Source organism: Wolbachia endosymbiont of Armadillidium arcangelii, from assembly GCF_040207875.1.
Taxonomy (GTDB): domain Bacteria; phylum Pseudomonadota; class Alphaproteobacteria; order Rickettsiales; family Anaplasmataceae; genus Wolbachia.
In genome coordinates this window covers 419,013-442,030 of sequence record NZ_CP157942.1, presented here as the reverse complement: position 1 = coordinate 442,030, position 23,018 = coordinate 419,013, and the positions used below count along the sequence as shown (strand labels likewise).

Here is a 23,018-nt window from a genome sequence, read left to right as displayed (position 1 = left end):
CTAATGCAATGATACTGAAAAGATATCTTGAATTTAAAACACATGTTTTCTAGCTCTTTTCTGGTAGTTGAGTGAACGAATATCAGATATCTTATGACGATCAACTCTTCTCCCTTTTCTTACCACTAAAGTGTTCATCAAAAATAACTGTGATAGTCGATCCATAATGCAGTCTATGTCTGACTCTGTAGAAAAAATATCAAAGGCTAAGTTTTTAATCGCATTAAATGAGACAGATTTATTGATGCTTTTTTTTAGTTTACTATTCTGTGCGCTCAATGTCTCTTCATCATCTTCTATCATGATACTTTCTAGATTACTGATGAAGATAGTTGACCAAAAATCCTGCTTGATAGTTTCAATACTTTTTCCTGTGAAATTCTCTAAATTTAATCTTCCCTTCAGCCTAAAAAAAAATGTTTCTACTCCCCAGCGCAAGTAATATAATCTCTCAAACTCTTCGACTGTAAAACTTTGCTCATCTAACAGAGATGTTACTAACACTTCAACTTCTCCAGAAGAAAGTATTATTTTGACTAACCTGAATTTCATCTCATCAGGTAATCCTAGCTTTCGTAGCTGTCTTGCTACTTTAATAGGTGCGGTAGACACTACCACCATACTAGATGGGCTTTCCGGCTTAAACATAGCGTTTATTTCATTGAAAGACGAACTTGGACAGCGAATTATATAATTGATTTTCCTTCCTGTAAGCTCAGCAAGAAATCGATAAGATACGTATCCTCTATCACAGATTAACAAATCGTCTGATTTTATGGATTCAAGCATACCGATCGCTAAATCAACCTCATAGCTGTCACCTCTACTTAGCTGTAATAGTTTAGATTTGATCTGACAGGTTAATAAAGTAAGATAAAAATACAAACAAATTTTAAAGGAGTGTCAGATATGAGTACAACACAAGAAAAAATACTAAAACCAAAGTTAGGATTGCTAGAACTTGCAAAGCAATTAGGAAATGTATCACAGGCGTATGGGATATTCAAGGGATACATTTTACCGCTTCAAAGAACTGTATGAAACAGGAGGAGAAGAGGCTTTACACGAGATAAGCAAAAGCAAGCCATTGTATGCAAATAGAGTGTCGGAGGATATAGAAAAAGCAGTAGTTGAAATAGCAATAGAGTTTCCAGTATACGGACAAGAAAGAGCAGCAAACGAACTGAAAAAGAGAGATCTCTGCAAGTGGAATAAGATCAGTGTGGCAAAGAAACGATCTTGAAAACTTTAAAAAGAGGTTAAAGGCATTAGAAGCAAAAGTAGCTCAGGATGGTATCATTTTAACAGAAGAACAGATAACAGCTCTAGAAAAGGCTAAGGAAGAAAAAGAGGCCCATGGAGAAATTGAAACAGAGCATCCAGGATACTTAGGTAGCCAAGACAGTTATTATGTTGGTAATATCAAAGGTATTGGACGAATTTACCAGCAAACCTTTGTTGATACCTATTCCAGAGTTGCTTTTGCTAAGCTTTACACAGAAAGGACTGCTATCACAGCTGCAGATCTTCTTAATGATAGGGTAGTACCGTTCTTTGATGAACAGATTGCTACGTGTTTTGACGGATCGTGGTACAGAGTATTGTGGCAAACCTGAAAATCACAGCTATATTTAGGGGTAGAAAATATTGATCATTCTCGAACCAACTCCACAGACTAATGGCATATGTGAAAGGTTCCACAGAAGATGAATGTTACAATATTATCTTTAGAAAGAAAATTTACACCTCTTTGGCAGAACTTCAGTTAGACGTAGACCATTGGGTGCATTCTTACAATAGATCTAGACCACATTCAGGTAAATATTGCTATGGCTATGCAAACCTTTTTTGATAGTATGCATATTGCTTATCAGAAAAATATTGATAGCATTAAACAGGATGCTGATATCGGTTTTCAATTCTTCTGTCAGATAATTCATGCCTGTCAGATCAAGTCTAAACTATTACACATTAAGTTAAGGGAAAGTGATGGACTGTATTGTAAAATCAGGTAAGATCCACAAATTAAAAGAAGTAATGACATGAGTAAAAAAAAGAATAATCATGTTTATAAAAAATAAATTGATGAGTTTAAACTTTATAAACGCACACAGAGCATCCTCAAAAGACTTCTCACGAAAAAGAAAGCTGCCCTTCATTAATGTATTTCTCCTGATTTTTAGAAAGAGTGTAAAGTCATTACAAGTAATGCTTAATGAGTTTGTTCTGCATACAAGAAAAGATTACACAATTACGGCAAGTGCATTTACTCAAGCAAGAAAGAAGCTAAAGCATACTGCGTTTTCAGAGTTAAATGATGATATAGTTTCCCTATACTACCAAGATCAGGAATTTAAAACCCACCATGGCTTCAGAGTACTTGCATTTGATGCTTCAATACTGATTCTGCCAAAGAGCGACAAAATAATAGGCGAGTTTGGCTCAAGAGCAGTATGGAATGGAATCCAGAGATTTGAAGACTATACAAGTGCAACCTTTGAAGTTTGCTACGATGTGCTAAATAATATTGCAATAAAATCTGTGCTAAGTAGAGGTGACAGCTATGAGGTTGATTTAGCGATCGGTATGCTTGAATCCATAAAATCAGACGATTTGTTAATCTGTGATAGAGGATACGTATCTTATCGATTTCTTGCTGAGCTTACAGGAAGGAAAATCAATTATATAATTCGCTGTCCAAGTTCGTCTTTCAATGAAATAAACGCTATGTTTAAGCCGGAAAGCCCATCTAGTATGGTGGTAGTGTCTACCGCACCTATTAAAGTAGCAAGACAGCTACGAAAGCTAGGATTACCTGATGAGATGAAATTCAGGTTAGTCAAAATAATACTTTCTTCTGGAGAAGTTGAAGTGTTAGTAACATCTCTGTTAGATGAGCAAAGTTTTACAGTCGAAGAGTTTGAGAGATTATATTACTTGCGCTGGGGAGTAGAAACATTTTTTTCTAGGCTGAAGGGAAGATTAAATTTAGAGAATTTCACAGGAAAAAGTATTGAAACTATCAAGTAGGATTTTTGGTCAACTATCTTCATCAGTAATCTAGAAAGTATCATGATAGAAGATGATGAAGAGACATTGAGCGCACAGAATAGTAAACTAAAAAAAAGCATCAATAAATCTGTCTCATTTAATGCGATTAAAAACTTAGCCTTTGATATTTTTTCTACAGAGTCAGACATAGACTGCATTATGGATCGACTATCACAGTTATTTTTGATGAACACTTTAGTGGTAAGAAAAGGGAGAAGAGTTGATCGTCATAAGATATCTGATATTCGTTCACTCAACTACCAGAAAAGAGCTAGAAAACATGTGTTTTAAATTCAAGATATCTTTTCAGTATCATTGCATTAGTACATTCTTTGCAAAATAACCTGCAATTATTACTTTTTTAAATAACTTGCACTTTTCAGACTCCCTTTTCTTAAAAATTCACCCTAGTATTTACCATAATTATCAATCGCTTCAAATTTTTTGTCCAATCTTAACTTCTCTTTCCCTTAACTTAATGGCAGTGATGCTGGGATCCAGCTTCTATGCAACTTAATTAAAAACGTTTGTTTTAGCGTAAGACAACTACCTTTAGCTCATCAGCTAGTTATGCAAAATTTCTGGATTCCAGACTGGAATGACACCATTTGCTGTGCAATTTACCTTCAAAAATGAATGTTCGTACAGCTATGTCATAAAGGAACCAGTGTCAGCTACTCGGATGACACCTTTTTTCTGCTTAGTTTAGGTTATGCAAGAAGTCTAGTGCATGAGCTGGTCCTTTTCAGATCTTAGCGCTGTCTGCACGAACGTCTAGCTTAGGGGTAAGAAAAATTAGGGCCCGCAAATTAATCCAAACACAGAAGTGTAGTGTTACCACCGAATGCTGTAGTGTTAACACTTACAACTTTTTCTGTAGAAAAACGCTGTAAATAATGAGGACCACCAGCTTTTGGCCCAGTGCCAGATAGTCCTCTACCACCAAATGGTTGTATCCCAACTGCTGCACCTATTTGGTTACGGTTGATGTAGACATTTCCAACTGATATTTTTTTACTTATAGTGTCAATTTGACTTTGTATACGACTCTGCAAAGAAAATGTGAGCCCATATCCTGTATTGTTTATATCACTTATAACTTCATTTAATTGTGACTTGTTAAAACGTATGATATGTAAAATAGGACCAAATACTTCTTGCTTTAATTGCGAAATTTTTTGTATCTCATAAACATATGGAGGAAAGAAATAACCATTATGAGAATTTGTATCCATGGGTACTTTAAATAACAGATTTGAGTCTTTATCCTCTGACATTTTTTGCGTATGTTGAGTGAGCATATCGATAGATGCTTTGTCAATTATTGGACCAATATCAGTGCTAAGTTGTATTGGATCACCAATCTTTAGTTCTTGCGCTGCACCGCATATCATTTTTATCTGCTTCTCTGCTATGTCCTCTTGAATAAACAGTACTCTAAGTGCAGAACAGCGCTGACCGCTACTGCGAAACGCAGAAAGCAAAGCATCCATAGTCACTTGCTCTAAGAGAGCAGAACTATCAACAATCATAGTATTTAATCCGCCAGTTTCAGCGATAAGCGGCACAATAGGACCGTCCCTGCCAGCAAGCATTCTATTAATTATTTGAGCAATTTGTGTTGAACCAGTAAAAGCTACACCAGAGATTCTGTTATCTGGCACTAATGTTTTGCCTAAATACCAACCATCCCCTGGAATAAGGTGCAGTACATTTTTTGGTATCCCAGCTTCGTGTAGTATCTTAACAGCTTCATAGGCAATAATCGGCGTTTGTTCTGCTGGCTTTGCCAGCACTGCATTACCTGCTGCAAGTGCAGCTGAAACCTGCCCAATAAAGATAGCAAGCGGAAAATTCCACGGTGATATGCATAAGAAAACTCCTCTGCCTTCAAAAAAGATGAAGTTATCTTCACAAGTTGGACCTGGCAATTTTTTCCAGTCATTCAGTTCATTTTTTGCTATCGTTGCATAATAGCGCAAAAAGTCGATTGCCTCTCTTACTTCTGCTATTGCATCGGATAAAATTTTTCCTGCTTCTACGATTAGAATGTAAACCAACTCTTTCATCCTTTCTTCAAGCAAATCTGCAGCTTTTTCAAGGCATTTAGCGCGCTCTTCTGCTAAAACATTCTGCCACTTAGTAAAAGCACTATGTGCTATTTCAAGAGCGTTTAAAGCCTGATCGCTTGTTGCACTTGACACTTCCCCAATTACATTTTCTAAATGTGCAGGATTTACTACTTCAGTAAATTTGGCATCATCAAAAAGTGACTGTCCGTCAATTATTGGTCCAACTTGCCATTTTTTTTCACTAAAGCTCTTTATATCATCTGCAAATTGTGAAACTATCACCGAGTCACTAATATCCATTCCCAAGGAATTTTTTCTTTCCTCTCCAAAAATATCTTGTGGCAATGGAATGTTTGGATGAGGTTCATACTCCAACCTTTTAGCTTTTTCTGATGGATCTGAAACTAACTCTTCAGTTTCAACATTAGGATCATTTATTTGATTAACAAATGAACTATTAGCTCCACTTTCAAGAAGACGTCTAATAAGGTATGGTAGTAGGTCACTGTGTTTACCAATTGGTGCATATATACGACAACTGATGCTTGTTGCAAGTTCTGACGTTGCATAATCATATAAATCCTTACCCATTCCATGTAAGCGCTGAAACTCAAATCCAGGATGATCTTTGTCAGCAAGCTCTATTATAGTAGCAAAAGTATAGGCATTATGAGTTCCAAAGCATGGGTAAAAGTGATTTACTTTGCTTAAAAGCTTCTGTGCACACGCAAGGTAGCATACATCAGTATAGCTTTTTCTTGTAAATATTGAATAACCACTTAACCCTAGCTCTTGTGCACGCTTGATTTCTGAGTCCCAATATATACCCTTCACAAGCCTCACCATAATTTTGTGCTTTGATCGGATAGCAACATCCTCAACAAAATCAAGCACAGATAAAGCACGTTTTTGATACGCTTGCACAGCCAAGCCAAGCCCTTCCCACTGGAAAAGTGACTCATCAAGACGCAATTGCTCGAATAAAACTAGTGACATCTCAAGTCTTTCTGATTCTTCTGCATCTATGCATAATGAAATGTTGTATTTTTTTGCTTCATGACAAAGTTCCAGCAGTTTAGCTCTCAACTCTTCAGCTATATTATCGAATTGGCTGAATTCATAACGTGGATGTAACGCAGATAATTTGATTGAAATTCCATGCGATTTAAAACAATCACTTATATCAGTGGATTCACCTATAGCTTTTATTGAATGCATATATGAATTAAAATACTCTTCCGCATCCTCAGCTGTGTGAGCAGCTTCGCCAAGCATATCAAAAGAGCATAAGAATTTGCTATTATCATTTGGTTTTACATTTTCCAGTGCTTTCTCTATAGTCTCTCCAATAACAAAATGGTTACCAAGCATTAACATTGCTTGTTTCACTGCTTTGCGAATAATTGGCTCTCCTAAATTTTTCAGCAATCTAGAAATTGCGTAATAGAATTTTGGATCTCTTTCATTACTCCTTAATATACTACTTCCTATCATTAAACTCCACGTGGAAGCATTGACGAACAATGAAGAAGAATGTCCTAAATATTTACTCCATTCTTGATTGGCAATTTTATCTTTGATTAGCTCGTCTATTGTATAATCATCTGGTATTCTAAGTAGTGACTCAGCAAGACACATAAGTGCTATTCCTTCGTCGTTGGAAAGCGAGTATTGCTGCATGAAAGAATCTATGACATCTAATTTGTTGCCTTTAATCTTTTCAATAACTTGTTTTGCTATATTATAAATTCTATTTTTTGAATCAGCCGAAAGCTCTGTGTTTTCTACAAGGCGACGTACATAACTTTTCTCATCAGTACGATAAAATCCTTGTAAACGTTTTCTCAATTCGTTAGGTTCTTGTATAGAGGTAATCATATATAACTATCTGCAAAACACTCTGTTACCGTAGTAAGGTAAAATTATATCATAACTTTGCATAGAGCAAATCATTATTTATGAAGGGACCAGGGCTGGCTAAAAGAAGTCCATGTAATAACTTCACTAAATCAAAAGGATTGTGCAAGTATGTAGCTTAACACTCCGCCATGCATTAAGTATTTAATCTCAGTTGCGGTTTGTACACAGCATTTGAGTTGAATTGATTGCTTTGAATTATCCTTTCTTTTGATGATACATTCTAGATTTCCACCTGGCACTATTTCACCTTTTATGCTTATTACCTCGCTACCATCAAATATCTTTCTAGTTATTCCATTTTGGAATGTAAGTGGAAGAACACCCATGCCAACTAAGTTGGACCTATGTATACGCTCAAAGCTTTCTGCAATTACAACCTTAATCCCCAACAGTAAAGTACCCTTTGCTGCCCAATCCCTACTTGAACCTGTACCATATTCCTTTCCTGCCACAATGATGAGAGCTTCCTTGTAGCACATCGCTGCATCAAAAATCGACATAATTTCTTGAGAAGGAATATATTTTGTATAGCCGCCTTCGATGCTTACCATTTCATTTTTTATTCTAATGTTAGCAAAAGTGCCACGCATCATTACATTGTGGTTACCACGGCGAGATCCATATGAATTAAAGTCCTGTGGTTCAATTCCAAGCCCCTTTAAATATAGGCCAGCAGGACTATTTGAGGCAATATTTCCTGCAGGGGAAATGTGATCAGTAGTTACGCTATCGCCAAACATCGCCAATACTTGTGCACCCTTTATATCGATTTTATTATTTTTAGGTGATAAATTATCAAAATAAGGCAGATTTTGTATGTAAGTGCTGTTTGCATCCCAATTATAGATTTCACTTTTTTCACACTTTATTTTTTGCCAATGTTCATCACCAGAAAAAACATCCTTATACTTTTGTATGAACATCTCACGTGTTACCACATTTTTAACACAATCTTCGATTTCATTGTTTGTTGGCCATATATCTTTGAGATAGACATTATTTCCATTCTTATCTGTGCATATTGAATCTTTTGTCAGATCAATTTGCACAGTACCAGCAAGCGCATATACAACAACAAGTGGCGGAGATGCCAAGTAATTAGCTTTAACTAATGGATGAATTCTTCCTTCAAAGTTACGATTGCCAGATAAAACTGCAGCAACAGTTAGGTTTTTATTTTTAATATCATCTTCTATATCACTATTAAGTGGACCAGAATTCCCAATGCAAGTTGTGCAGCCATATCCAACTAAATTAAAGCCCAAAGCATTTAGATCTACCTGCAATCCAGACTTTTCTAAATATTCTGTTACAACTTGTGACCCTGGAGCAAGAGAAGTTTTAACCCAAGGCTTTGATTTTAATCCAAGTTTAATTGCATTACGAGCTACAAGACCTGCAGCAATCATCACACTTGGATTTGAGGTGTTAGTGCAGCTTGTTATTGCTGCAATCACTACGCTGCCACTCTGGAGCTGATCGCCATAGATAGGTTCCAACGGAGGTCTGTTTGTCTCATTAATAGGAAAAGATGTAGAAAAAGATTCCGCTACTTCTGAAAGGAAAATCTTATCCTGTGGTCTTTTGGGACCAGCCATTACTGGCTTCACGCTTGATAAATCAAGCTCTAGTGTGTCAAAAAATGCTAACTCATTATTGCCACGCCACAATCCTTGCTCTTTCGCATAAGCCTCAACTAATTTAACCAGCTCTTCTGGCCTTCCGGTCAAGTTTAAATAATCTAGTGTTTTCTGGTCAATTGGAAAGAATCCACAAGTTGCGCCATACTCTGGGGCCATGTTAGCTATAGTGGCCCTATCTGCCAAAGATAAATAATCTAAACCATCACCATAAAATTCTACAAACTTACCAACAACACCTTTTGTTCTTAGGATATTGGTAACCGTCAGCACTAAATCAGTCGCAGTTACTCCTTCTGGAAGTCTGCCAATTAATTTAAATCCAACTACTTCTGGAATCACCATACTAATTGGTTGACCAAGCATCACAGATTCAGCTTCTATGCCTCCAACACCCCAACCAAGGACTGATAACCCGTTAACCATTGTAGTATGGCTGTCAGTACCAACCAAAGTGTCAGGATATATGACTCCATCATTATTATACACAACTTGCGCTAAATATTCAAGATTCACTTGGTGGCAAATTCCAGTACCTGGCGGTACTACTCTAAAATTTGTGAAGGACGACTCTCCCCACTTTAAAAATTGATATCTCTCCAAATTTCTTTTTACTTCTAGCTCAACATTTTTACTGAATGCGGAAGTGCTTCCATAACTATCTACTTGAACAGAATGGTCAATCACAAGATCAACCGGTACAGATGGGTTTATGTTACTCGGGCTTCCTCCATTTTGCTTTACATAGCTCCGCATTGAAGCTAGATCAACAACAGCAGGAACCCCTGTAAAATCTTGCATCAACACCCTTGCTGGTTTATAGCTAATTTCGTGATTAGTGTGTTTATTGACGCAGTCTGCTAGTACTCTTATGTCATCCAGCTTTACGTTTACTCCATCTTCATTGCGCAATAAATTTTCAAGCAATACCTTGAGTGAGCAAGGCAATTTGGTTAAATCTATTCCTAAGAATTTACCAGCACTACTTAGGCTAAAGTAGCTATATGACTTTCTATCAACATTTAAAGTCGTTTTTGCATTTAAAGAATTGTTCATCCTGTATTAATTAAAATTGGAATTGCTAGCATTACTTTTTTGTTGTTGACTTTGCTGCCGATACATAGTTTCAAAATCTATAGGATCTAGCATAAGTGGAGGAAATCCACCACTACTTGTAGCTCTTGCGATTATTTCTCTTGCAAAAGGGAAAAGAAAAGTAGGTCCGCCAATAAACAAAGCTTGTCTAACTTCTTCCTTACCCAGCTCTTTCAAATTTTCTATTGAAAAAATACCGCAATACTTTACCTCACAAATGAAAGCTATACCATCTTTCACATCTTCATCTTTTATCGTTGCTTTGGCTTCTATATGCAAAGTAATTTCATGAAAAGGCTTTTCTTCATTTATTTCTTTTTTGTTTTCTGTGCCTTCTAATTTTGCTGAATTAATATTAACCATTACATTAATATCGGGAGCTTTACTAGAAGGAAGGAATGGCGAATTTGGATTCTCAAACGAAAAATCTTTGACATACTGACCATGAATTTTCATTTTATGTTGTAACATTTCTTACGTCTCCTTTAATTAAGTTGAGATGTTTAATACTTCCTTATATAATATATTGATTTATAAACGAATAGCAAACTTGACTATAGGTGAATATGAAAAACATATTTTTATCAATAATTAATAATATTCAGATATTTTATATACCAAGGGGTTAAGCTATTATGATAGAGCTTGCAATATATGCTTTACTAGCGGCGTTTATTTTTTCACGTTTGTATAATTCTTTAGGAAGGTCAGCTAACCTCAATCTAGAAAAGCTACCTGGTGTATTGGATGTAAGTCAAAGTGGAGAAAACGTAGTAGAAAATATTGAGAATTACATTTACAGCAACAACAAAAGTTCAATAAAAGCTACTTATGAACAAATATTACAAAAAAATAAGGATTTCTCCATTTCCCATTTCATAGAAGGTTCAAGTATAGCTTTTGAATTAATAATCAAATGTTTTAACCAAGGAAATTTGTCCCAGTTAAAATCTCTTCTGGACAAAGATTTATATAACAACTTTGTAGACAAGATTAAACATCGTCAAGAGATACATGAGTCTATAATTGTTTCTATCGCTTCACAAAAGATCTTAGAAATAAAACTAGTAAAAAACGTAATATTTATTGCAGCATATTTCCTTTCAGAGCAAATTAACTTCGTTAAGAATAATGAAGGAGATGTCATATCAGGCAGTATGTTCACTATTAACAAAGTTGAGGATGTATGGCAATTCAAAAAAAATATTAATTCATCAGATCCAGCTTGGGTGCTTGTTTCTATTAACTACAAGAAGGCAAGTATTGATAAAAATTTAACAACAAACGATAAGTAAGGTTGTTGCATTGATGGGAAGTAAGTTACGCGAAATAGTACTTGATACTGAGACTACAGGTCTTGACACTGGATCTGGCCATCGAATTATTGAGATAGGATGTGTAGAACTAATTAATCGTATTCCAACAGGTAAAACATTTCATCGATATCTTAATCCAGAAAGAGATATACCCTACCATTCATTTAAGATTCACGGTATTAGTGAGGAGTTTTTAGAAGATAAGCCACTATTTTCAGATGTTGCACTTGAATTTCTTGACTTCATATCTAATAACATTTTGGTAATTCATAATGCTGAGTTCGATGTTAAGTTCCTTAATATGGAGTTAGGCAAGTTGAATGCTGGGTTAATTTCTTCAGACAGAGTGCTAGATACATTACCACTTGCAAGAAAAAAATTCATAGGGTCGCCAGCTTCTTTAAATGCATTATGTAAGCGTTTTGATATATCGCTAGAAGGTAGAGAGTTGCACGGAGCATTAGTTGATGCTCAATTGCTTGCAAAAGTCTATGTTGAGCTTACAGGAGGATTGCAAACCTTTTTGTTTAATAGCGAATGTGACCAGGACAATAACTACACGTTTATCCAGCATAAAGTGCGCAATTTAGCTCGCAGAGAACACTCACCAAATAGTGAAGAAATTGATGAGCATAAGAAACTGTTAGACAAAATTAACAATTCACTTTGGAAGGAATATATTGAATAAATCAGCTAATCAAGATATGATTTAATTTTACTGGAGACGCTTTAATGATAAAGTTTATAAGGTTATTATCTAGTTTATTGATAGCATTAGCGGTTGTTTTTTTAGGTTATTGTTATTTCACTAAAAAAGGCATATTTGCCGCAACAGCGATTCACAACGCAGAAGTTGAGATAGGTGGGGATTTTTCCTTGATTAACCAAGATGGACAGATCGTGCGCAGTAGTGATTTTAAAGATAAATATATGATGATTTTCTTCGGATTTTCCTCATGTAAAAGAATTTGCCCTATGAACCTTGGAATAATTTCAGAAACACTTGCAAAATTAGATGAAAAAACCAACGGCAAGCTACAAACATTTTTTATCACAGTTGATCCTGAACGCGATAGCACGGAAAAACTTAAAGAATTTCAGCAGCAATTTGACCACAGAATACAAATGTTAACTGGCGAAAGAGAAAAAATAGACGAAGTAATTGTAAAGTATAAAGTATACGCTAGCAAAGTTGGTGGAGAAGAGGAAATCAACCATTCTTCAATAATATACCTTATTGGCCCTGGAGGAAAATATGTCACACATTTCGTAGCTGATTTAAATTCAGATGAAAGTCAATCTGATAAGATTTTGGCTGAGATAAGAAAATATGTAAGCTGAACTAAGAACTATTAGCTTACTTAAAATTTATGTTAATGACTATTTTACTTAAATTAAGTCGTTTTTTCTAATTTTTTCTAGCATCAACTCAGCAGCTTTTTGTTCAGCAATTTTCTTACTATAAGCAGATGCAGAAACTTTGCCATAATTCTCTATGCAAATTGATATAGTAAACTCAGGATTGTGTGCTGGTCCAGTCTGTTTTACAAGCTCATACTCTGGTAAAGGTAGTTTATTTTTTTGAGTCCATTCCTGCAGCGAAGTTTTAGGATCTTGAGGAGGATCGATGATATCCTTAGCTAGCTTTTCCCAATGTCGGATAATAAATTTTTCAACACTCTCAAATCCACCGTCAATATAAATTGCACCTATTAGTGCTTCAAGCGAATTTTCTAAATTTTTTAAGGTACATCTTCCCCCATTGTATCGTTCACTATTATTCATGATGATAAAGTTACCTAATTCTACTTCTTTAGCAACATTAGCAATGGTACTGCCACAAACTAAATCCGTTTTTCTTTTTGCCAATGCTCCTTCTTTTTCTTTAGGAAACATTTTAAACAACATAGCAGATACAACCATATTCAAAACACTATCGCCCAAAAACTCTAGCCTTTCGTAGCTTACGATCTGGTTTTCGCTATTCCTTTTATTTACGCTTGGGTGAGTTAATGCCTCTTCTAATATTGCATGATCTGTAAATTTATAATTAATAACTTTAGATATTGTATCGTTCAAAATTTTTATATTCATCGTTCAAAAGAAAAGCACTCCCTATCATACCTTTACACTAAAAAATTAGCTCTACTTTACTAAAACAATATCAATAACTTCCAAAATGTACAGCCTAATGTATACAACCCACTGCTTCAGTAACGTTACTAAATCCATCTCTTCTTACCAATTCCGCAAGCTCCAGGTTGATTTTGTTCACAACTTGATGCCCCTGGTATACGAGAGCAGTGTACAGTTGTACTAAAGAGGCTCCTACCTTTATTTTTTCATATGCGTCAACACCACTTGAAACTCCCCCGCATCCTATCAATAGGATTTTGCTCTTAGTAAGCTTGTACATGTCACTCAATAACTCGGTTGAAAGTTGAAATAGTGGCCTGCCGCTCAACCCACCACTCTCATTATAGTAAGAATCTCTACTTATCGTAGTGTTGCTTACTATTAAGCCGTCAATTTTATATTCTAGTGTAAGCTCAGCGATATTTTCTTTTGTTTGTTGATCTATATCTGGAGATATTTTTAATATTATCGGTATGGATTCAGAGCTATCGATTGATTTCCGGGTTAGAGTGATAGATTTCAACAATTTGGATAATTCTTGTTTATTGTGCAAATTGCGCAAGTTAGGTGTGTTGGGAGATGAGATGTTCAGTACTATATAATTGCTCTTTCCATATACTATCTTTATTAAGTCAACATAATCGCTGATTTGGTCCTTTGATGTACTGTTTTTTCCTATATTGATGCCAAAAATGCAATCACCAAGCTTAGTTTCACTTATCTGTTTAAGAAAATAGTCTACTCCTTTATTATTGAACCCCAATCTATTAATTATTCCTCCATCTTTAATTAACCGAAAAATTCTCGGTTTTTTGTTTCCATATTGAGGATGTTTAGTTACAGTACCAGCCTCAATAAATCCAAAACCAAATGAGAGCATAGGCCTTATAACTTCTGCATTTTTGTCAAAACCTGCAGCAAGACCCAAAGGACTTTTAAGTTTATTACCAAAGAAGTTTACATTTAAAGACTTCGGTAGTTCTATAGGTTTTCTACAGGGCATCTTTTTTAATGCCGCTATTACCAAGGAGTGAGCAACTTCAGGCGGCAGTAAAAACAGTAAATTACGTAATATCATTTTGTAAAACACTTTGCTTATTTTTTACCATGCAACAAGAATAACTTAGAAAGCTTGAGGTTTATCGAAATAGTAAGTATATAGTTTCTATGAGTAGTAAAAACTAATTTTTCTGAAGGGAAATTACAACCTGATCAGTATTTTTATCTACTAATTCAAGGTAGCCAAATTTGTTAATTTGAGATTTTATTAGTATAGGGATCTTATTTCGATTTAAATAAAATCCCTGTTTTGATTGTTTATTAATGCGCAACCTTACATCCTCATTTTTCCAAGCAAGCATCTTATTTATTCCAGATTTTTCTTTACAATTATCTTCATTTACCAATCCTAAATATTCATCTTCTGAAGAATATATTGCAATCTTGCATATTCTATACCCTACCCAATTCCCTAGATATGGATCAGTATCGTTTTTTTCGTGAAGCTCGAACTCCCCTTTAACATATTCCCATGGAGCTTTTGCATTACCTATTTTTTTTAGAAAGAGTACATCCTGATCAAAGTTTATAATGGTCCTTGTATGAAATGTTGTTAAGCTTGTGTCCCATAATAGTTGTTCTGTGATGCTAAAATGTTCTTTATCCTTTTGCATATTTTGAAATGATACGATTATCACATCTGCTCCAACTTCTCTTCCATAGTTAATATATTGACTAACACGTCCATGTTTGGCTGTGAATGATGACTTACCTATTAACAGAAAGATTAAATAATGCATTATACATAGTCTGTGCACCGTAAGCTGTACCAACGTAAACCGGTTGTTTGTTAGATGCAGGGTACTTTTTTGGTGCAAGATGAGTATACGAGCTCTTTAATAAATAGTGAAAAGTACAACTGGCAAGCAAGAAGGGCAAACCAATTAATAATAAAACTTTCGTTAGTCTCTTTGGCATTTTACTGCTTATATTTTGAATATAGTATCTTATTTTTTTAAATATTTCATTAAAAGCCACACCTCTTGCTAAAATTTCAGAAGAAAAAACGATCTAATTGAAATAAGAGGCCGGGACCGGAATTGAACCGGTATAAAAGGATTTGCAGTCCTCCGCATAAGCCATTCTGCCACCCAGCCGTTTTTTATGTGTAGATATCCATTATATCTTTTAGCATAGATAAAGCATCCTCTCTTTTTCTCTGAAAAGTGTTACGCCCGATAATTGAACCATTACCACCGCCTTGCTTAATCTCTTTCGCTTCATCGCATATGTCATCTACTTCCTTCGATTCACCACCAGAAAAAACTACTATTCTTTTCCCTGCAAAACAAGACCTTTTAACATATTCAATTCTTTTAGATAATGACTCAATATTTTCTGTTTCTATTTTCTCCCTTTCCAAATAGTTAGTTGGAAGTTTTACTTTGATTATATTAGCGCCAAGTAAAGCTGCTATGTGCGCAGCATAGGCAATGACATCAACCGCCGTTTCACCTTCTTTGGAAATTCCTTCACCGCGTGGATAAGACCATAGCACTACAGCAAGGCCGCAGGACTTAGCCTCAGCTATAATTTCGCGAGCTTCTTCCATCATATCAAAGCATTTAGCAGAACCAGGATATATAGTAAACCCAACAGCCACGCAGCCCAAACGTAGTGCATCTTTTACAGAAGCAGTTATTGCTTGATCAGAAGTTAAGCCTTTTGAGTGCAAGGAGTTAGCGCTATTAAGCTTCAAAATAAGCGGAAGCATTCCAGCATAAGTTGAAGCACCAGCTTCGATCATACCAAGTGGAGCAGCGTATGCGCTTACTCCCGAATCAACTGCAAGCTGAAAATGATAATGTGGATCGTAAGCATCGGGGTTAACTTCAAAGCTTTTTATTGGTCCATGTTCAAATCCTTGGTCTACAGGAAGAATTACTAACTTGCCAGTGCCACCAAGTTTTCCGTGCATAAGAACGCGAGTAAGATTTGCTTTTACCCCAGGATTTTCACTTTCGTAATAACTTAAGATTTGTTTTACTTCTTCACTCATTAATATCTTCAAATTTACTCAAAGTGTAGCAAAAACTATAGTTGAAGCAAAGACCTTTTTACGCTCTTGTTCCTACACCTATATTTAAAGGTGTAACTTTAGGATCGGTGGTGTGCTGTTGTGGTCTTTCTTGAATTAAATCTTCAAAACATATTTTAACAACAGGAAGAACGAGCGGCATAAGCACTAATTTGTAGTCATACCATGCAAATTTTTCCTTGTAGCTAAATTCTACGTCTTCTTCATATAAACGCTGAATGCAGTGTTCACTATATAATTCAGAAGCTTTCGTAAAAGTTCTAAGTGAAGCAATAAGTAATAAATCCAATACCAAATTAACTATCAGCATCGTTCCATATTGAACAGGCCAGCCATTTTGTGCAATTTCCGATACTAAACTACATACAGCAAACACTGCTGCAGTACATATAACACAATTATTAACAGTAATAAGCAGATTGCATCTTCGATTGAACCTGTCCAGATTTTCTTCTTGTAGACCCCTTTGTTTACTTGCTGCATAAAAAATGCCACACAAGGCTATAATGAACAACCATGGCCAAATCCCTATGCTGAATGCATAAAATTTATAAGCAACGCTTTGCAGCTTGCTAGTAGTGGCAAGCTGTGATAAGCAATATTTGACTTTACGTGACGAATCAAGTACCACATTTGCTAATATAAAAAATAAAAATGCTCTATTTATAGCTTTGCTTCTACGTGATAATATTCCATGAATTTTTGTTTGCCTCCTCCGTTCTTCTTCACTTGATAGCCTTTCATATTGACTAGGAGTTTTCCCTTCTTTTAAAGCGTTGAGATGCTTCTCTAGCTCTTTTTTATCTGCACTAAGTTTTTGAAACTTTTCTGTAGCTATCTTTTTCTTCTCCTCATCTTTTTCTTTGTCAGGGTGGCACTTTAATGAAAGCTTTCTAAAGCGCCGGTCAACCAACCTGAGTATATCGTCAAACTCCTGACTTATTACTTCTTCCGCCTTTATTCCCAATCTTGAAAATAAATTCTGTAAATCTTGATTACTGTAATACTGATTTCTAGTTAAACTTGCCACTGTAGCCTTATTAAAAGAGGTAAGTGTATTATATTTAGAATGCTAAAACAAGAATTTTAAGTTATATCAAAAGCAATTTCTTGCTTATTCATATAACTCCTTAATTTCTTTCCTTTGATTAATCGACGATTCAGTATTTCTTCAGCCAAATGACTTTTTATCTCTTTTTCAATCAGCCTCTCTATTGGGCGCGCTCCCATTTCTTTGCTATAACCTGTTTGTGCAAGGTAAGTCTTTACTTCTTCTTCCACTGAACAGTTTATGCCCTTTTGCATAAGTTGTTTTTTCAATTCTTGAATAAATTTATCCACAATGTGCAAAATGACATCCGCATTCAAGTCAGAAAAAGAAATGACTGCATCCAGGCGATTACGAAATTCAGGGCTAAAAATCCGTTCTACTGCTTTTTCGCCATCACCAATATTAAAGTCCTTATGCCCAAAGCCAATAGAACTTTTACTACGTTCAAATGCCCCTGCATTGGTTGTCATAATTAAAATTGTATTGGAAAAACTAACTTTCCGTCCGTAAGTGTCTGTAACGCACCCATAATCCATGATTTGTAGTAATATATTGTAAATATCACTATGAGCTTTCTCAATTTCATCAAGAAGTATGACACTATATTGATTGTTAGATACAGCTTCTGTAAGCAATCCACCTTGGTCGTAACCCACATATCCAGGAGGAGAACCGATCATTCTAGATATTGTGTGAGATTCCATATATTCAGACATATCAAATCGTATAAGGTTCATACCCATACTTTGTGATAGTTGCTTCGCAAGTTCAGTCTTACCTACACCAGTTGGTCCTGCAAAAAGATAATTTGCCAAGGGTTTATTGTAATCTCTCAGACCAGATTTTGCAATTTTAATAGAATTAACAAGAGACTCTATCGCTTGATCTTGACCAAAAATGACCTTCTCGAGATTTTCTTTCAGAGATTTTACTCTTTGCATATCATCAAGCCCGCAAGGTACGTTTGTAATCCTAGTGATAGTATTCTTAATATCTCTACTGTTTATAATTTTTCGCCTGTTTTTTTGTAACTTACAATATGCGCCTGCTTCATCTATAACATCAACTGCTTTATCAGGTAATATTCGCCCAGTAATATACTTATGTGAAAGTTCAGCTGCAGATTTAATGGCATGTTTCGTGTAATATACTCCATGGTACCCTTCATAATAATGCTTTATACCATCTAGTATCTTTACTGTATCATTAACGGAAGACTCTTTTACATTAATTTTTTGAAACCTCCTTGCTAATGCTTTATCCTTTTCAAAGCTATTGCTATATTCTCTGTATGTAGTTGCACCTATACAACGCAATGTACCTCTTGCAAGTGCAGGTTTGAGCAGATTGCCGGCATCAAGAAAGCTGCCACTTGTTGAGCCTGCTCCAATAATAGTGTGTATTTCGTCAATAAAAAGAATAGCACCAGGTTTTGTCTCAATTACTTTTATTATAGATTTTATTCTTTCTTCAAAGTCACCTCTATAACGTGTTCCCGCAAGGAGTGATCCTAGATCCAAAGCATAAATTGTGCTGGATCTCAGTGCACTCGGAACACTACCTTCGATAATTTTCAACACCAGACCTTCAACTATTGTTGTTTTACCAACACCTGGTTCTCCGACATATAAAGGGTTATTTTTTCTGCGTCTTAGTAAGATTTCTATAGTGCGATTTAATTCGTAATCACGACCAATGATATAATCTATTTTTTTGCTTTTTGCATAATCATTTAAATTTTTACAATAATTTTGTAGAACTTCTTCATCTTTTAGTAATTCACTTTTATTTGCTACAGTAGAGATATCGTTATTCTTATCAAGTTTTATCTTGCGATTAGTGATGCATTCTTCTATATCACCTGAATATTTTATATTAGATATATTATAAATCAAATTAGAATCCTTCGCATTCTGTTTGCGCAATAGCTCTTCAATATATAAATCTTGTTCAGACAGAATCTCTAACAGAACACTTGCTCCATTTATTTCTTCTTTTCCCAAGCGATGAGCCCGCATCATGGCTTTATGTATTATGCATTGAAATAGCTCATCAGGCTTAACTTTATTGACAGTCAATTCGGAGTTGTCTTGTAAAAAACCTTTTATATTATTACCATGATCATTCCTTAATATAATATTATCTATATTTATGATTTCATCAGCTCTGATGTTACATCTTGACAAAACATAATTTACATCCACATCTTTAGTTAATGCTAGCAACAAATGTTCCACTTTTGCATATTTAAGCTTACAATTAGAAGCAATCAGCAACGCTCTATTTAAACTTGCCTCTAAATTTTTAGAAATCATCTATTCTCTTTAAAAGTGTAAATTTATATATAATTAGTAGCACACAATTATTAAAAAAACTGAAATCTAGTAGCTCGTTGTAGCCAAATTAAACCCAATTACAGCCTCACGTTATACTGTTATAATATATCTTCAAAATGGATCTTATTTGTAAGCAGTGGAATTACGATTATCAAGTTGTAGCTAACCCTAATTTGGGTTAGCTATATATTCTTTCTGCCATCCTTCAGCCACTTCACTTTGCAGCAAGCTTATTGGAGTTTTCAAAGAATAGAAGAATAGTTAAGTACATTAATATGCTTTTTCTAGTACTCTACTTGTCTTCTTAAATGCATTGATCTTTTTTCTACCGTATTTAGTCTTTAACGTACTTGGTCTTTTAAAGACCTTTTTGCTGTTACGTTTTTTAAATTGCACACTACAATCAAAATTTGGCTCTCCTTCTTTATCTGCTAATGCAGGCCGTCTTCCCTTATCTTGAGGTGTAACAAAAGATAGCGCATACCCTTCAGCTCCAGCACGTGCAGTTCTACCTATACGATGAATATAGTCAGCTTGCGATTGTGGTGCATCATAATTGATAACATGTTGAATATGAGGAATATCAAGGCCACGAGAAGCAACATCTGTTGCAACCATGATTTGATTACGGCCACGACGAAAAGAATTAATGACCCTTTCGCGCTTGTGCTGCCTTAAATCGCCATGAATTGCTAAAGCGCTATAGTCATCTTTGTACAACTTGTTAGCTAGCTGATCTGCCCCTTGCTTTGTTTTGACAAAGATAATGATTGACCCTTCGCGCTGACATAGTTGTGTAACAAGCTTTTCATATTTTTCTGATTCTGATGCATAAACAATTTCTTGCTTAATTTTTACAGAAGTTTTAGCCTCACAATCAGCAGAAATACGTTCCGGTCGATTAAGGTACTTCTCAGTAAGTTTAACTATATCACTAGGAAGAGTTGCAGAAAACATAAGGGTCTGCCGTATTTTTGGCAGATATTTCATGATTCTTTCAACTTGAACTCCAAAGCCCATATCAAACATGCGATCCGTTTCATCAAGCACAAGAATGCTAACATTGCTAGTAATCAAAGTTTTACGCTCAATATGGTCCATAATACGACCAGGAGTACCTATTACAATTTGTGTTTTTTTCTGAAGCTGATTTAGCTGCCTAAAAATAGGCTCACCTCCAATCAACAAAGCGACCTTTAGTGCAGAATTTTGAAATAAGAGTTTTCTTATCTCATTTGTTACCTGATGGGCAAGCTCTCTGGTTGGCACGATGACTAAAGCTGAACCAATGCTTGGCTCATTCAGCAATTTAGCAACTAATGGAATAGCAAATGCTAAAGTTTTTCCAGTTCCTGTTTGAGCAGACCCAAGAATATCTTTACCCTGGAGAGCTAAAGGAATCGCTTGCATTTGAATCGGAGTTGGAACACAAAGATTATTTTTACTTAGAGCTTGTCTAAGCAAAATCGGGAGGCCCATTTCATGAAAATTACTCACAATACATTACCCTATTACAAAGCTTCATGACAAACTAATCTTCTAATCTTAAATTTATTGCAGATTTTTTATCTTCTCCGTTCCTACCACGCTCCTCTTTAAGCTCATAACTTACTCTTTCCCCTTTCATTCCTCTCTTTTTATCCTCTCCTCGAAGTGTATCAGGACTTATTCCTGAACGTTCTAATGTACTAACATGTACAAAAACGTCCTCACCTTTACCTTCTGGCTTGATGAAACCATAGCCTTTTTCAACATTAAACCATTTTATATTACCAAATTCCATATAAATAACTCTTAAACTATTAACTAATATTATTAATGTGATGAAAAACTTTGAAATTACGATTTAGAATGCTTTAAGCTTAGTTATTGCAACTAAACTTCTATACTCCATAGTCTATTCTTAACATTACATGGTTATAATACACAATTATTGTACTTGATGCAACTAAATTTTTTAATCACGAAATGAACCTGCAACTGTCATTTCACTAACTTTAATCGTTGGTGAATTAAATTGCCCACAGAAAGTTAGGTCATTTGCAACAACTAAATTGCTAAACATATCTTTCAAATTGCCGGCAACAGTAATCTCGTGTATTGGATAGGTTATTTTGCCATTCTCTATAAAAAATCCGGATGCACCCTGACTATAATCGCCATTAATTAAATTAACACCAAAACCAAATAAATCAGTTACATATATTCCCTCTCTTACTTCCTCAATTAATTCCTTAAATGATCTATTACCATTTTTGAAATAGAAGTTACTAGCTGAAGGAATAATTGCAGCATTGCTTGCACGAGTTGCATTTGCAGTTGTTTCCAAGTTTAATTTCCTAGCCGAATATAGATCTAAAATCCAATTTTGTAGTACTCCATTTTTTACAAATTCATTTTCTCTGCTCATTACGCCTTCCCCATCAAATGGTCTTGATGCTATACCCCTTGGTAACAACGGGTCATCGATAATGTTAATTCTATCATTGAAAATCTGAGTGTTTAAACTATTTTTCAAAAAAGAGCTATTATTCACAACATTGCTGCCATAAATGGCAGAAGCAAAACTTTTCACTAATTCTTTTGCTGCTCTTCTTTCAAAAAGAACTGGAAATTTACCAGTTTTAATTGTACATGAATTTAACTGGTCTATTGCTCTTTTTGCTGCTTCTTTCCCAATTAACTCTGGCGATTTTAAATCACTAAAGTTACATGTTACATCGTAATCGTAGCCAATCTTCATTTCACCCTTTTCTCCAGCAACGACAGAAATCTGATTAATAAAAGTTGACTTACTAAATGAACCAATAAAACCAGAAACTGTTGATAATACCGTATTTACTGAAGTATGTGAAGATGAAGCTTCTTTAGAATTAATAATATTTTTATGTGCAAGAGCTGAGTTTTCTGCAGCTTCAGTAATTTCTTTTAATTTATCAATGGTTACAACATTATTATCTGAGATATTTAAATCTGCAGAAGAGATATAATTACTGCCATCTATAGCAAAGCTAATATAAGGATCTTCCTGGGCATTCTTTGCCATTTCTACCACTCGGCTTATCGTATCACTGAGATTATTCAAATCGTTTGTAGAAATATACGCAGCTTTGTTCTTACCTGCTATAGCTCTAATTCCTATAGTACAATTTTTAGATTGTGATATTTGCTCAATTTTTGATAAACGCTGAGAAACCGAAGTCTTATTAGTTTCATATATTACAACTTCCGCATCTTGATTCTGCTTTTTTATTAGTTTAGTGATATCTGCTACAATATTTAATATATTCATTTTTTATTCCTT

Annotated in this window: 15 protein-coding genes, 1 tRNA gene and 3 pseudogenes; 5 read left to right on the top strand and 14 right to left on the bottom strand. The window is 35.1% G+C overall.

Features of this window, described 5'->3' with window-relative positions; genetic code table 11:
* Positions 1-33: 33 nt before the first annotated feature.
* Positions 34-858, bottom strand: a pseudogene (locus ABLO99_RS02245) (IS4-like element ISWpi18 family transposase); the annotation flags it as partial.
* A gap of 51 nt (positions 859-909) precedes the next feature.
* Here ABLO99_RS02245 and ABLO99_RS02240 point away from each other — a divergent pair.
* Both ABLO99_RS02240 and ABLO99_RS02235 read left to right on the top strand, forming a co-directional pair.
* Positions 910-2,015: pseudogene (locus tag ABLO99_RS02240) on the top strand (integrase core domain-containing protein).
* 49 nt (positions 2,016-2,064) lie between these two features.
* Positions 2,065-3,342 (top strand): annotated as a pseudogene (locus tag ABLO99_RS02235) (IS4-like element ISWpi18 family transposase).
* Positions 3,343-3,860: 518 nt separating this feature from the next.
* Here ABLO99_RS02235 and putA read toward each other — a convergent pair.
* From putA to secB, 3 genes are all read right to left on the bottom strand, one after another.
* Positions 3,861-7,001: a bifunctional proline dehydrogenase/L-glutamate gamma-semialdehyde dehydrogenase PutA gene (gene putA / locus ABLO99_RS02230; protein WP_349968083.1), complete on the bottom strand. Its 3,141-nt coding sequence runs from the start codon at positions 6,999-7,001 to the stop codon at positions 3,861-3,863.
* A gap of 131 nt (positions 7,002-7,132) precedes the next feature.
* The gene (acnA, locus tag ABLO99_RS02225) at positions 7,133-9,739 is read right to left on the bottom strand and encodes an aconitate hydratase AcnA (protein ID WP_349968081.1); all 2,607 of its coding nucleotides are present in this window, start codon (positions 9,737-9,739) and stop codon (positions 7,133-7,135) included.
* A 6-nt stretch (positions 9,740-9,745) separates the two neighbouring features.
* Complete coding sequence (gene secB / locus ABLO99_RS02220; protein WP_047759449.1) at positions 9,746-10,249, bottom strand: protein-export chaperone SecB; 504 nt, start codon at positions 10,247-10,249, stop codon at positions 9,746-9,748.
* 164 nt (positions 10,250-10,413) lie between these two features.
* On the opposite strand from secB, the gene ABLO99_RS02215 reads away from it, so the two are divergent.
* The 3 genes from ABLO99_RS02215 to ABLO99_RS02205 are packed head-to-tail and all read left to right on the top strand — an operon-like array spanning position 10,414 to position 12,435.
* Entirely contained in the window at positions 10,414-11,073 is a 660-nt protein-coding gene (locus ABLO99_RS02215) for a Tim44/TimA family putative adaptor protein (protein WP_349968078.1), read from the top strand.
* A 13-nt stretch (positions 11,074-11,086) separates the two neighbouring features.
* The gene (gene dnaQ, locus ABLO99_RS02210) at positions 11,087-11,782 is read left to right on the top strand and encodes a DNA polymerase III subunit epsilon (RefSeq protein WP_047759448.1); all 696 of its coding nucleotides are present in this window, start codon (positions 11,087-11,089) and stop codon (positions 11,780-11,782) included.
* A gap of 44 nt (positions 11,783-11,826) precedes the next feature.
* Positions 11,827-12,435: an SCO family protein gene (locus ABLO99_RS02205; RefSeq protein ID WP_349968075.1), complete on the top strand. Its 609-nt coding sequence runs from the start codon at positions 11,827-11,829 to the stop codon at positions 12,433-12,435.
* 48 nt (positions 12,436-12,483) lie between these two features.
* Here ABLO99_RS02205 and rnc read toward each other — a convergent pair whose 3' ends face one another.
* The 10 genes from rnc to ABLO99_RS02155 all read right to left on the bottom strand — a co-directional run bounded on the left by rnc (position 12,484) and on the right by ABLO99_RS02155 (position 23,006).
* Positions 12,484-13,182 (bottom strand): ribonuclease III, encoded by a 699-nt coding sequence (rnc, locus tag ABLO99_RS02200; RefSeq protein WP_349968430.1) that lies wholly within the window; start codon positions 13,180-13,182, stop codon positions 12,484-12,486.
* Positions 13,183-13,282: 100 nt separating this feature from the next.
* Positions 13,283-14,308 (bottom strand): quinone-dependent dihydroorotate dehydrogenase, encoded by a 1,026-nt coding sequence (locus tag ABLO99_RS02195; protein WP_349968074.1) that lies wholly within the window; start codon positions 14,306-14,308, stop codon positions 13,283-13,285.
* A 103-nt stretch (positions 14,309-14,411) separates the two neighbouring features.
* Complete coding sequence (locus tag ABLO99_RS02190) at positions 14,412-15,029, bottom strand: hypothetical protein (protein ID WP_349968073.1); 618 nt, start codon at positions 15,027-15,029, stop codon at positions 14,412-14,414.
* Between the two features lie 285 nt (positions 15,030-15,314).
* Positions 15,315-15,386 (bottom strand) — tRNA-Cys (locus ABLO99_RS02185).
* 5 nt (positions 15,387-15,391) lie between these two features.
* Positions 15,392-16,288: a class I fructose-bisphosphate aldolase gene (locus ABLO99_RS02180; RefSeq protein WP_047759445.1), complete on the bottom strand. Its 897-nt coding sequence runs from the start codon at positions 16,286-16,288 to the stop codon at positions 15,392-15,394.
* A 58-nt stretch (positions 16,289-16,346) separates the two neighbouring features.
* Positions 16,347-17,357: a molecular chaperone DnaJ gene (locus ABLO99_RS02175; protein ID WP_047759444.1), complete on the bottom strand. Its 1,011-nt coding sequence runs from the start codon at positions 17,355-17,357 to the stop codon at positions 16,347-16,349.
* Positions 17,358-17,413: 56 nt separating this feature from the next.
* A complete protein-coding gene (locus ABLO99_RS02170) occupies positions 17,414-19,693 on the bottom strand; it encodes an AAA family ATPase (protein WP_349968070.1) in 2,280 nt (759 codons plus the stop codon).
* 291 nt (positions 19,694-19,984) lie between these two features.
* A complete protein-coding gene (locus ABLO99_RS02165) occupies positions 19,985-21,193 on the bottom strand; it encodes a DEAD/DEAH box helicase (RefSeq protein WP_410543679.1) in 1,209 nt (402 codons plus the stop codon).
* 52 nt (positions 21,194-21,245) lie between these two features.
* The gene (locus tag ABLO99_RS02160) at positions 21,246-21,497 is read right to left on the bottom strand and encodes a cold-shock protein (RefSeq protein WP_047759441.1); all 252 of its coding nucleotides are present in this window, start codon (positions 21,495-21,497) and stop codon (positions 21,246-21,248) included.
* Positions 21,498-21,671: 174 nt separating this feature from the next.
* Positions 21,672-23,006, bottom strand: a complete 1,335-nt coding sequence (locus tag ABLO99_RS02155) for a TldD/PmbA family protein (protein ID WP_349968065.1) — start codon at positions 23,004-23,006, stop codon at positions 21,672-21,674.
* Positions 23,007-23,018 lie beyond the last annotated feature (12 nt).